Origin of the sequence: Methanocorpusculum bavaricum DSM 4179 (assembly GCF_000430905.1) — an archaeon.
GTDB classification, from domain to species: Archaea; Halobacteriota; Methanomicrobia; order Methanomicrobiales; family Methanocorpusculaceae; genus Methanocorpusculum; species Methanocorpusculum parvum.
The window spans coordinates 1-13702 of record NZ_AUMX01000024.1 but is presented as its reverse complement, the minus strand read 5'-3'; the positions used below and the strand labels follow the sequence as shown (position 1 = coordinate 13702).

Below are 13702 nucleotides of genomic sequence, written 5' to 3'. Positions count from 1 at the left end.
GGTTTTTTGTGTCTTCGAATCGAATCTGTTGTTGCCTGTTCCCTGAAACTGTTTAGACGCTGGTTTAGGGCAGGCATGTTTTTCGCGAATGGTTTCGCTGTTTGTGGTTTGTTTCATTGGTTGATTCCTGTGATTTTTGCAAGGTTTGGGTATTTTTCTTTGAACTGTGCGAGGACATCGAGGTAGATGTCAGGATGTTTCTGATAGAGGGCATCGAGACGGTTTTTGAGAGCGAGTTTTGCGCTTTCCCGGGTATCGAAGAGATAGAGGAAGGCTTTTTCGCTTTCGATGTCGCCGAAGTAGGTTTGATGGATCTGGTCGGCTGAGCAGGTTATGGTCTCTGAGCTGCCGGCATCCCTGAGGACGTTTTCGATGAAGTCGACGATCATACCGGATGCGTCTTTGCCGAACTGTTCTTTGAATTGGTAGAGGACAGGGGCTTTTGCTTCGGGGATGTAGATTTTGTAGTCAGGCATAGATCTGATGGACCTCTTTCATGTGTTTACGGATGAGCCCGAGGATGATCCTGGATGTTTCACCGTGTCGATACGTTTTTGCAAAGGCGTCAAAGAGGTGTTTGTCCAAGTCGCCTATGCATAGAGTAAATTTTTGTGATATAGATCTCACTTCCTCCCGGGTGACCGGGTCTTGTGCAGAATTGGTAGCAAGCATGCTGACAATCTGCTAACAAACTATTTCGCAGAAGGGTATTTGAGTGTTTCGGAAAATGCGATATTTGCTAGCAATTTGACAACAAAACAGGGGTGGTGAAAAACAGGGGTCTGATGATGAAAAACGACTCGATTTGTATTCGCAAATAGGTATTTCGATTCCAGAATCGACTTTCGGTGATCAATTTTGATGAATTTTTTGTGATTATTTTTGGTGGGTAAAAATCGAAATCGACAGGAATGGGCGTATTTTCGGTTTGGCAGAGTCATTGTATATAAATTATATACGTGGACGTCCAGGAAAAACGATAACCCCCCTCAGACTACGTCCTTACGGTCGGAAAAGCTTAAATATGATTTGTTTTTGTTTTTGGTTCGATCTCTCTCTCTCTCTCTCTCTCTCTTCTGTACTGTACATAAAATAATAATAATACAACTAGACGTCTAAAAAAAAAGTGATTGATGAGCATTTTTTTCTTCCCGTATTTACTTACTTACGGACGTAGTCTCTGGGGGGTTATCGAATTTTCTGGACGTCCAGGTTGGTATTTTATATAGGATGAGTGTGTTTGGAGGGAAATACGGCAGGAATGGGCGTATTTTTTGTTTGAGGGGGGATTTTTGTGTGTATGGGGTTGGGTGTTTTTGATGGGCTGGGGGTGTTTTTGGAGTGGAAGTGGCGGTTTTCGTGTGGAAGTTGGGTGGTTTTTGGGGTTCGGGGGACAAAGCAGATGTACTTCGATTTCTTGTACGGCATTCGTTTTGACACATGAGAAAAACCAACCGCGAATCGGCGCGAATCCCGCCCTTCGGGCTCCCAGAATCGGATTTGCTTTTCCTCACTCTCGCTCGTTGGGTCTAATCGACCCAACGGCTCGTCCCTTCATCGGGAACGTTCGGGCAAATCCTGTCGCCGCCCCAGCGGCTCCTTTACGAGGTTTTTCTGTTTATGGAATAAAAAAAGGATATATACCTTATACTCAATCTGTCAGTTTACCACTATTCACTCTTCAGCAAAGTTTGTATTCTCAGTATTGAATCCAAGTTGCTTGGTATTTTCTTTAACTGTTCTTTGTAAATCAGGTCCAAATCCTTTTCTATCAACTGCCGTTATTTCAACCTTGATCGAAACATCTGCTCCTAACTTTGTGAATTGACGAATCACTTCTTCAGTGATATTCATCATGTCATTGGCGGGAGTTATAGGATCTAGTTCTACAGAACCATAGAATCTTTTCATTAATGGCCCTGTAATGATTGGTTTTGGTGGCAATGTTCTCGTCGTTAGATCGACTTGGCCTGGTTTAGGGATTACAGGCCCTATAATATCAACCGGAGGTTCTACCGGTTTTAATGATTTTTGATATTCTTCAGCAACAATCGGATCAATGAGTAAAACGGCTTTGTCTTTGATGTAATGTCTTTCAGAAGTTCCAAACCTGAAATCTGTGTATTTTTCGTCTTCGAATCCGTATGCGATTCCAAAGAAGTCTTTTACTTCCTGACCATCAGCAATCGCAGAGTGAAGAACACCTTCATTGGATAAACGCGAGAAATAAAGATACCTGCATGAGTTGTCCCAGAACTCTTCTTCAGTTACATGGTGTTTGTTGTTCCAATACCATTTCCGAAGACAAGAGTTGAGATGGACCGGAGCCCATTCATGTATGATATACTCTTCATCCTGCAAATTTTTCTGTATATCACGTACAGGGTCATGACTTCCAGAATTCAATAGAAGCTCTTTCCATTCAAAATCCTTCGGGACTTCTCTGCCAACACATATAATTTCTGGGATCAGTATGTGTTTGTAGCATTCACGAACACTTTGCTTGGCTGTTTTTGCGCTGAATACTGCTTTATCTTTTGCATGCTTAGATTGAATACTATCCAATACAAGCGCTTGTTTTTCATAATCTTCAACGATAGATTCCCATGCAAGTTTCGAAACGATATGATCTTTGAATCTGCTGACACAATTTTCCTCAGCAGCAAGGAAGATGAGACGATTCTGATATTTTCTCAGTTGGATCCCATGGGTCTCTAAGACACTTTTTGCGTATGGTTGTGCGGTGCTGAAGTTTATGAGTTTGTTATAGTTTTCTCCGGGCGGAAGAATTACAAGACGCAGAGATTTGTCGTCGGGTATGTCTGAACTTTGAGTGAATATATGGACTGCTTCAAATATTCCAGACGGTTTGAATACATCTTTAAGAATTTTTTTGATTTCAGGGAGGATCGTATCATCAAGGTTGAAGCGTTTTTTACGCTCTTCCATTTCTTTGGTTAAGTTGGGTTTGATGTCAAACCAGTATTGATCCTCACCAATATTGAGGTAATGAAGTTTGTTGCTCAGTTGGTCAAGAGCATCTGAGTAAATTGCGATCGACTGTTCTGGCTGGACAATTCCAAGCATGATCTGCTTTTTGTCAATTCCGCGTTTGAGTCTGTTTTGGCTTCCGGGAGCTGTTCCAAGGAAAATAGTCCGTGCAACTTTGCGGCAGGCAAGTTCTTTTCCAAGTCTTGGCTGGGCAGAGTCGAGTCGGTAAGCTTCAGAACGTTCTCCATCGATATCTCCATCAATTACAGGGTCCCATCCTGCATCAAGGTATGAAAGAAATTCAGTTTTCACATCATCGTCTAACGGGAGGTTTCCTGGCATAATGAGGAGATCAGAGTTTCCTTCATTCCAAAGTTCAGAGATGATCTTTGCCATGAGTTTGAGAACACCGCGTGTTTTCTGGAACGTTGGAAGTGATGACCAGTCATTATAAAGTCGGTCAAATAATTCTGGATGGATAGGGTAAGCATTTACCAGACTGGTGAGGTATGTGCTTTCCTGAGTTTCAGGCGGAAAATGTTCAGCGTTCTGAATGTAATTGTCTGCAAACGCTTTGCAGATCTCTTTTCTCACGGCGTCGCCTGTGATCGGTTTGAAGAGTCTTCTTCGCACTATTTCAAAGGATTCCTGAGTTTCAACTGGTCGCCAAATGCTCTGGATACGGCCAAAGTAGTGGCTTACGGTGTTTAATGTATCTATTCCGTGTTCATCTCCAGCCTCTTTGTCAGAATTTGGAAGTGAGGCTAGTAATATTGCGTTTGGGACCTGTTTGACTGCTTCAGTGAGGTTTTGAATGAAGGAGAGATTTGAGTTGTATGTTCCACCTAAGTATGATCCTGTAGATCTGAATTGTGATATGTATCTGACGAGTTCGTCCATTAAAATGACGGCTGGCCCATAATCTGAGAGAAGTTTTATGAATAAATCTTTTGAAGGAGTAGTTCCTTCGAGATCATTTTGTTTTACCAGTTCGTAGGCTTCTATTCCGCCGAGCTGGTAGGCTAAATCACCCCAGAGTGTGTTGACTTTCAGAGTTCCATAGATTATTGGCTGGCTTACGTTCTGATTTGTTCCATCGATCACAACTACTCTGGATTTTGGGAGATCAAATATCTGGAGTTCGTCGAGTATTTTTGAAAGTCCGTTTAATGAGGTGAGAGGTTTTTCCTGTTTGGCAATATGGAATATCGCAAGGAGACTGTGGGTTTTTCCACCGCCAAAGGAGGTTTGCAGTTGTATTACTGGATCTCCTCCTGTTCCGGATATTCTCCTTAAGACTGATTTTATGAGGTCTTCCATGCCTTTTGTGATGTAAGTCATGGCGAAGAATTTTTCAGGATCGGTGTATTCTTTGGATGCAATCTTTTTCCGGACGGCAGATATATCGGCTGCAAATTCTGCCTGCTGGAAGGTTCCAGTACATACGTCGTCGCGGGGTTCTGCTATTTCTCTCCAAGGTTTTAGTGACAAAGTTCTCCTCTCTCTAAATTAAGTAAGTAATAGGTTATGGTCTGTTAAGTGTAATAGATGTATGGTTTTTAACAAAATGGAGACGAGAATTCTTGCAGAAACAAGATAATTCTTGATTTGGATCAGTCACAAATTTCTTCAGAATATGTATTTGGTTCGTCACCTTTGTGTAATTGAACGATACGTATTCCCAAGGTTTTGGCTATAGTTTGAACATTTTTTCGATTTTCACAAGAGACGTCAGAACCCAAATAAATTGTGGATGGTTTTATAAACGGAAATGCAAGTCCGTTTTCACTAGCGAGATAACTTAATACAAAACGCCATTCTCTTTCGGCATGGAATTCAGTTTTTTTCGTGAGAATTGCTCGTAATATCCGTGGGTTCCAATATGTACGCTTGAAGTCAGAGCTTAATAGATCACTCAGATTTATCGGAATATCAGAGTAATAGACCGGGTACATCTCGGCCTTTTGTATGTCAGAATTAGCACATCTTGTCATGTCATATTCAAGACACATACCTGTATTGTTGTTTCCAAATTTGGCCCATAAAGAATCAGAGTGCTTTTCATCGGTAAAACAACAAATAGCAAGTCCGTCATACATTCTATCTTGGACGCTTTTCTTATACGCATCCATTTTCTCTTTGGTTTTAGATTCTTTTTTGATCAAATCTAGTATTTGTTGTGGATCTCCTTCACCGTGCTCCCGAGCTGTTTTCAAAACTTCTGCTGTTAGCCCCTGCAGAAAGAATCCGTTATCTTCCTCCGGAAGAGCATCTATCTTTTTTTGGGCTATATCTATACCTAAGACATTTTCGAGATAAATGCGGCATTCTTTTGCAAATATACGTTTTTGGAGCGCGTCTTCGGAAAAACTCATTTGAGAATCCGGATCGTCATACTTACTGGGGTGTGACAGCCAAACAACATGCCAAAATTTCCCAATAGCATCGCTCCACTCACCAACGAGCGTGTCACAATTTTGTTGGGTGATCTCCCGATAACGATAGAGTTTATCGGGGAGATGTGGACTTTTTCCGTTTAAAAATTTAGGTGGGTTTTCCGACTTGGTTTGTCCAAACTGTTGGATGAATTCCTCAACCCACGGCTCATTATAAGGGTCAGTCATTACTTTTCATCTGGTTTTTTTAGGGTTCCCAAAGTAAATGGCAGTGTCAACGGGATGGAAAACCCTTCCAGTGTTTTCTGCCCAACTTCCTTTTTCTTACTGGGTTCGCGTGCGGTTTTAGCATCTCCGCCAGGGCGTTCTTCAATGTTTTGCCATGAAGCGGTCAGTTCATTGTAATATCGTGCATCTTCAGCCCAGCCTTTCTGTTCGCAGATCTGATAAAGTCTGGTTGCGAGAAGATTTATGGACTGAGACATACTTTCGATCTGACTAAAGAGTCTGCCGGCTTTTGCGTCTCCGCCTTCCTGATGAGCTTTTACTAAGTGATGAAGAGCTTCCCAGACCGGAAGTCTGGAGTCTGTTTCCGGGTCCCAGTTGTCAGGATACTCGGTAAATCTGAGGAGTCTGACATTTCCTCGGCCTGATTGTAATACACCAGCCTCCTGTAAGCCAGAAATGGACGTTCCTTTGGCTGTTGCAAGAACTTCAGCTTCCCCGTATTTTCCTTCGTTCCATCCGTTCTGCTCGAACCAGGATTTACAGAATTTTGTATCCGCATCGAGTTCGTTGTCGTCCTTGTCAAGATAGGCACTTAGAACTTTGTTGATGAGAAGTAACGCATCATGCACACTCATCGTTGAGCCGTTGGCTTCAAGGATCCCGGAATATTTGGAATAGATCGCCATTCCCGGGCCAATCGCGGCCTGTGCCAAATCAACTGCAGAGACTTTGAAGTCTATTTTGTCATCAAACTCAACACCGGTCATCAGATTCAGATCCTGCGGTAATCTGATATTTAATTCTTTGATGAATTCTTTCCGGGTGATCTTTGGAGCATTGGCTTCACGTTTACGGCAGACTAGAATGATGGCAGATGCTAATGAATTTGAATCTTGAGCATTCATACGGCTTCCTCGCTCAGTTCGCATAGGCCATGTTCCAGTAATCACAAAACCAGATCGCATGACTGCGTCAAGGAAGGTTTCCCATCCGGTAGATACCGTCCCTTCTTCTTTTGTTTCAGCCTGTTTGAATGCATAATAAATTGTTACAGGAAATGCAGGATGAGATAAATTTGCTATATTTGTTAACGCTTTACTCATCATATTCATGAACTCTTTGGAAGCATTTTCTTTCGAGCCAAAACGATGTGAGGATGCAATAATTTCTTCTTCTTTTGGAGTTGCTATCGTTTCAAAAAGATTAGGGTATAAACTTCTGAGTGAACGCCTCATCCACACATAAAAAAAGTCTGAGATATCCCCAAACATAACAACATCATAGTATGGAGGATCCATTGATATGATTTTGTTTTGTGATATTGTTTGCTTTTGAGCATCAGCCTGACATGCATATCCGGATTCGTTTCCAGGAAGTCTTTCGACAACTTTCCACACCCAGTCAACCATTGCCATCCAGTTCCCTGTTGAATCTGAAAATGGATTGGTCTCAGCATATCCCCAAGACATTGCAATAGCCTGACGAACAAAGGTATTCCTTATTTTTTCACCAACGCTATTCCAACTGCAGACCGATGACCAGTAGTCAGCACATTTGTCGAGAACAAAGGAAAGATATGTGGCAAGTCCTTTAGCGTAATCTTCATCAACAGTGCCCGCAGATTCGTCACGGATTTTGTTAATAACTTCGGGAATCAAATCAGAAAATGTACTCAGAGTGGTTAACTGACGTTTGGAAAAGATATCCCCAAATGTTTCCATACCATAAAGATGAAGGCGGAAATCTCGAGGATTTGTAGGAAACCTAAGATTTGGCTTCCAAACGGTCTCATTCCCACATAAGATAAGTGCTTTTTCAGAGAAAGGAGAGAGATATATTCTCCCTTTTTTACCCTCACAAACAACAGCCATTAATTTTTCACCCATCCTTCCGGCTTGAGCTTCAGAGCGGATATATGACAAATCCATCGATGAACCTGACATAATACAGACTCCGCCTTTCCGCCCTACTGTTCCCTCATTCAATGTGGGTTCCCCTTGCGTTCTCACCACAAAATCATAGCCAGAGTTGTCCTCCCGAATTACCGGCTCGACCCAGGTCTTCTGCTTAACGGAAATAGTAAACGAATTAACTAAAGGAACATCAATATTTGCAAACGCGGGATTCGGACTCTTTACCGTTCTTGCCCATATCCATGCAATGACCGTTAATTCCTGACCAACATATGGAAGCAGATCAGGTCTGTCTTTGGTCATCTCTTCCGTGATCTTCACTTTTGGATACAGATGGCCTATTCGTTTGAATGCCTCTTCACGCATCCAATTACCGTAATATTTGATATCCTCGGCAAGTCCTGTGCAGCCTTTCCATGAAGAACTGATCTTCTTTGAACCAGGATTGATCGGAGCATGACCAGCACACTTCGGCGGGATCTCGATCATCGCCTTATTTATCATCACGGCGACCGGGTTCAGATCAGATGCATACGCGGTCAAACCTAAACGCTGCATCTCTAAAGGAATTGCTCCGCCTCCGGCAAACGGATCATGACCTGCCGGCAAAACATCAGGATCAAAAAGTGTTGAAGCCTCAGGGTGATCCTTATTCGCCTCGCACGTCTCCACCCAGCTCTTCCAAACCTCGTTCCTTGCTTCTTTTAAAATGCGTTCATTATCCGAGTTTTCCCACTTGACCATCTCACGAATGATCCTGAAAAGTTTTTTTCGCTGATTCGCATACATTCCGATCTGCTGAGGAGTTGGATTCGGGTTATTCCAGCCGGGATCATTCACCATCTGGGCAAACAGAATTGCACGGCATGTCACCAGAGGACGCCTTGCCCACCACAAATGCAAAGTTGACGGATGACCGTGACGAATAGATTTCTCTCTGGCAGATTCAATATTTATCGCATCCAGAGGAATAGAGGTCTCGATCAGCTTCTTTGGTTTTATTATTTCTGTCATCTAAAACTCCTTTGAACGTGCTAAAAGCTCTTCCACATCAAAATTCTGGCTCACCACATCAAATGCAGGTTCCTTCGTAAAAGGCTCATGAATATACCTTGGCTGCATGACCACGTCACCATCCACCCGCACAATTGCCAAAATAAACTTCTCACGCTGATTCAGACCATACATGATCTCATTTTTGGAAACAGTTACAACCGGACTATCCATACCTTTACCCTTCACCTCAATATGTCTCTCATCAATGATCATTCCCGAACCATCTTTCTTCCGGGATGTGATATCCCACCCGCAGTTCTCTTTAGAAACATCGGTCGTCTCATACCCCATCGACTGCTCTTTTGCAAAAACAGCCTGCATTCCCTTCATCTCGATCTCAGAACGGCAGTCAAAATCCGGGGTGAAATAAGGCTGCCCCCCATTAGATAAATATTCAAACAATCCGAACGGCAAAACAATGCAAGCCCCGATCACCAAAGGAGTCTGGGATACAACATCCCTCTGAGAATCCAGATCAGCCTCACGAACCTTAAGCCGGTCACGCAGACGCTCGATTTCACTCTTCACCTTCTCAAGACTTGGGATCGACCCTCCCTTGCCCCGTCTCACATCAGCCTCAAACCGGGCTCTCTGTTTTGTAAGATAATCGATCTCCTTTAAAAGCCTCTCCCGGATAGCACATTTTGTCTTATCAATATCCTCCTCACGCTTGCGTCTGATCTCATCAAAATGGTGGGGGACCAACTCCATATTCGCATAAGACAAAGCTTTTCGCTCGACATCATCCCCGATCCATGACATGGAATATCCATCCAGAACATTATCCCTATCCGCTCCTGATCTCCAATCCTCACCACATTTTTCTTCAATGAATCTCTCCTCCTCCAAAGTCAAAGACCTCAGATCCAGATGAGGTGCAAAACCTGCATCCATCGCCTCCCCTAATTCATTCATTTTCACAAACTGAAATCTTCTGGAAATCACCTTTGAAAGATCATTACTCTCAGTGATCCGATGATCAAGAACATAAAGAATAGAAGGGGTATGTCCATTATCCAGCGGGTCGACAAAAACTGCCCCCTGTTTCAAAAGACCGCCGTATTTCTCGAGAATGATACTCGTAACTGCCCGCATCAAAGGATGACCGGGATGCAGCATGACAGCCTGCTTATTCTTACCCTCAATATCCTCCTTATCAAAACACACCCTGTCATACTTATGAACAACTGGATTTCTGTCACGCCTTTCACTATCGATCAAAATATGATCTCTCTCCAAAATAGAACTTGGAACATGTGAGATCTCATAACGTCCCGTCTCACGCTGGTTAAGTACTCCCCCCACCTTTGAAAATGCATTCAGGAAATACGACCGCACAAAATACGGCTGAAGTTTCCTTGCTTCTGCCTTCTCCATCTCCTCACGAACTGCAAATACACGCTCCGGACTCATAATATCCTGAGTCAAAGCATTTCGCCGAATCAGATCCTCGATATGTTTTCTATCCAAAGCACCCTCGACCTTCTCCTTTAATCTCGCCTTGGTTTTCGGGTCTTCACCATAACGAATTGCTTCTAAAAGCAGATCTGCCAAAGACCTATCCTCAAACAAATCTCCCAAAACATCAAACACCTTACCGCCAAGAGCCTGGCGTTCAACCTCCAACTTTGCAAAAAGCGTTGCAAAAACATCCCCCTCACGGGTATCCTTTGCAATCAGATTCCACAAATAACAAACTTCTGTCTGACCAATACGATGGATCCTTCCAAACCTCTGCTCGATCCTGTTTGGATTCCAGGGCAGATCATAATTGATCATCAGATGAGCAGTCTGCAGATTCACTCCCTCTCCTGCTGCATCGGTTGCAATCAAAATACGCACATCCGGGACATTCCGAAACTTCTCCTGAATTTCCCTTCGGCTCTCACGCTTCACCCCTCCATGAATAACAACCACCTCTTCATTTGACCCAAGCAGATCCGTGATCCGGTCCTGAAGATAATTCAGAGTTGCTTTATATTCAGTGAAAATGATCAGCTTCCTCTGTTTCCCATCCTCTCCTCTCATTTCAGGAGTATTCTGCAATAGTCTGGACAACTCATCCCATTTCCGGTCTTTCTCGGATAAAACAAGTTGATGAGCCTTCTCCTCTAAACCCTCAAGAGTTTTGATCTCATTCTTTAACTCTTCCAGACTTCTGGCTGCCGTTGAATTATCTGTGATCTGATCTATGCGCTCCTCATATTCATGACCTGTTAAATCATCAAACAGATCATCTTCAAACTTACTATAATCTGATTTTGTATAACCAGCCATCACATCTGAAACATACCCCCTGCTTTCTTTACCCTCTTCCCAATCTTTCTGTTTCTCGATCAACTTTTTCTTACGATTCTCTAATGATTTATGAATTGCTTCCGGACTAGAAGCAAGACGACGCTGAAGACTCGTTAAAGCAAAACCGACATTGACTCTCTTATTTTTATCCAGCCGCTCAGCCTTATTCATCTCTTCACGGACATAAAGCGTAACATCCTCATAGAGTTCCATCTCCAGATCAGATAGCTCATAACTTGCCGTGACCGCTTTTCGTTCAGGGAAAAGACGTGTGCCGTCAAACTTCAGCAGATCCTCCTTACACATCCTTCGCATCACATCAGAAACATCTGCTCTCTCAGCAGCACCGCGGATTTTTGCATAGAACCTGTCCTTATCCAGCAAAGAAAGGAATAACTGGAAATCCTCTTCTTTTCCATTATGCGGAGTCGCTGTCATCAAAAGAAAATGTTTAGTATGGGATCCGAGAAGTTCACCAAGCCGGAACCTCTGTGTTTTCTTCACATCAGATCCATTTTGACTTGCAGACATCTTATGGGCTTCATCAACGATCACCAGATCCCAATTAACAAGTTCAAGTTTTTCCAGGAAGTCTTCATTTTGTTTCAACTGATCGAGTCTTGCAATAAGGCAGTTATGCTCTTCAAAAACATTTCCACGACACTGTTCATTCATTTCATTGGAAAGAATTCTGAACTTCAGATTGAACTTTTCATCCAGCTCATCTTGCCACTGTTCAACTAAAACACCCGGACAGACGATCAATATCCTTTCAATATCAGATCGGGCGATCAATTCACGAATCAGCAGACCTGCCATAATAGTTTTTCCAGCTCCCGGATCATCCGCCAGAACATAACGCAAAGGCTGCTTTGGAAGCATAGACTCATATACGGCCGTGATCTGATGGGGAAGAGGTATGATATTGGAAGAATGAACGGCCATATACGGATCGAAAAGGTGCGAATTGGCTATGCGCTGTGCTTCCATAGCCAGTTTAAAATCATCGGCATTTGCATCAAAAGCAAAATGTCTCCCTTCAATTGCTAAAGAATACTTGTCCTCATCACGTCTGAATAGCTGCCTTTCTTTTGGGATGCCATCATCCAATTTGTAATATATGGTGATTATGTCGGGAGATAATTGTTCAACTCCAATGATTTTTGCAATTTTACCGGGGAAAATCCCCTGAATAAGGCATCCAGTTATGATTTCTTCTAATTTCATTTCACACCATTCCTCATCTAATCATCAGCACTTTATGGAGAGCGTAATTATTGTTAATAGGTTTTTACAGGTATTAAGAATGATAGTTTTCATAGATTTGCATTATTCAATTTCATCTAAAAACCCCCGAATGAACGGAAAAAACTTGATCTCAAATAAATTGGAATCGACGGGCCGTATTTTTTCACAGTCTCACGCTCAACCAAAAAATGATCTGAGAAAACACTGATATTCACACAGATGAAAGAAAAACCCGCACGAAAGCGAAGCGGAGAGCAAACCACAGGTTTGCGGTTGACTTTTTCATGTGTCCACATCCAGCCATACTCCTTCCAGAGCGTCACACCCCACACGATTCCTCCGCCCCTGTCCCCCCAACACCAAAATACTATTTTCTCCTCACAGGAGCCGCTGGGGCGGCGACAGGATTTGCCCGAACGTTCCCGATGAGGGATGAACCGGCGGATCGATAGCGGGTTGGACGCTGAAAGCGGACGACCTCAGCTGAGCAAGTCGTTAGACTTGCGAGAGAGCCGCCGAGTTCAAGTGAGGATAAGCAAATCCGATTCTGGGAGCCCGAAGGGCGGGATTCGCGCCGATTCGCGGTTGGTTTTTCTCATGCATCCACATCTATCTCAACTCCTTCCTTTTCAGAGCTTACCGATCCCCCCTTCTCTCCACCCCTGTCCCCCTTTTCGTGCATTTCGTTGGCGGGTCGGACGCTGAAAGCGGACGACCTCAGCTAAGCAAACCGAAGGTTTGCGAGTTGGTGGCTTTCGTGTGGGGGCGGGTTGGACGCTGAAAGCGGCCGACCTTAGCCGAGCAAACCGAAGGTTTGCGTGGGGGACGGGGGAGGGTACTAAATGGAGACCGTCCAACGAACTTTTCTCATTTTCGTGTTTTCGTTGGCGGGTTGGACGCTGAAAGCGGACAACCTCAGCCGAGCAAATCTCTGATTTGCGTTATGTTTTCGTGAATTTAGTGTGATGAATGCGCCCACCCAAAAAAATCCCGTCCACGAAATCGAAAAGCACACCCCCCAACGATCACATAAATCCGAACACTATCTCCCCAAAAAAAGCGGCTCTCCACACATCATCCCCCTCAAAAACGGGTGTTGTCCATCGAACGATAGACAGGATCGTTCACCCGCATTCATTTCCGCCCGTAAGATCAACGGGCGAGAATGATTTCTCTCATTCTTCCAATACATTCATCAGAGTAAAACGCCCGGAAGAACGGGTCGTCATACACTTTTTGTTTTTTTGACGCCTTCGTCTGGTTAGCCCGCGGGTTTGGGTACTGTCTGGGACTCCCATTCCCTGCATCTTTTGCGGGGTTAAGTTGATTGAGATTTCGGGCAGATATGACGGCAGCGTTCTGTTTGCTGTAAGGTATCAACTTCCCCGAATAACTTAGAATGAGAGAGCATATAAATCCCTAACCGCGCGGTGCGATAATGCAAAAAAATCGTTCTCACTCAGTAGACACAGCAGATAATACCGGATACATCATCGGAAACACGCATTTTTCCCGCAAATCGCCCACGTCAAAAATCTGAGGATATCTTTATGTTATCAAATTGACATACTA

At 43.6% G+C, this 13702-nt stretch carries 5 protein-coding genes; all 5 read right to left on the bottom strand.

Features of this window, described 5'->3' with window-relative positions; translation table 11 throughout:
- Window positions 1–113: 113 nt before the first annotated feature.
- The 5 genes from H575_RS06355 to H575_RS06330 all read right to left on the bottom strand — a co-directional run bounded on the left by H575_RS06355 (window position 114) and on the right by H575_RS06330 (window position 12109).
- Window positions 114–476, bottom strand: coding sequence for a hypothetical protein (locus H575_RS06355; RefSeq protein ID WP_042699670.1), 363 nt, complete (start codon window positions 474–476; stop codon window positions 114–116).
- 1198 nt (window positions 477–1674) lie between these two features.
- Complete coding sequence (locus H575_RS06345; protein WP_042699664.1) at window positions 1675–4482, bottom strand: ATP-binding protein; 2808 nt, start codon at window positions 4480–4482, stop codon at window positions 1675–1677.
- Window positions 4483–4604: 122 nt separating this feature from the next.
- Window positions 4605–5615: a DUF2971 domain-containing protein gene (locus H575_RS06340; protein WP_042699661.1), complete on the bottom strand. Its 1011-nt coding sequence runs from the start codon at window positions 5613–5615 to the stop codon at window positions 4605–4607.
- Window positions 5615–8542: a DUF1156 domain-containing protein gene (locus tag H575_RS06335; protein ID WP_081406693.1), complete on the bottom strand. Its 2928-nt coding sequence runs from the start codon at window positions 8540–8542 to the stop codon at window positions 5615–5617. The genes H575_RS06340 and H575_RS06335 overlap by 1 nt, the downstream gene beginning before the upstream one ends.
- The gene (locus H575_RS06330) at window positions 8543–12109 is read right to left on the bottom strand and encodes a helicase-related protein (protein ID WP_042699659.1); all 3567 of its coding nucleotides are present in this window, start codon (window positions 12107–12109) and stop codon (window positions 8543–8545) included. It lies immediately after the preceding gene.
- Window positions 12110–13702 lie beyond the last annotated feature (1593 nt).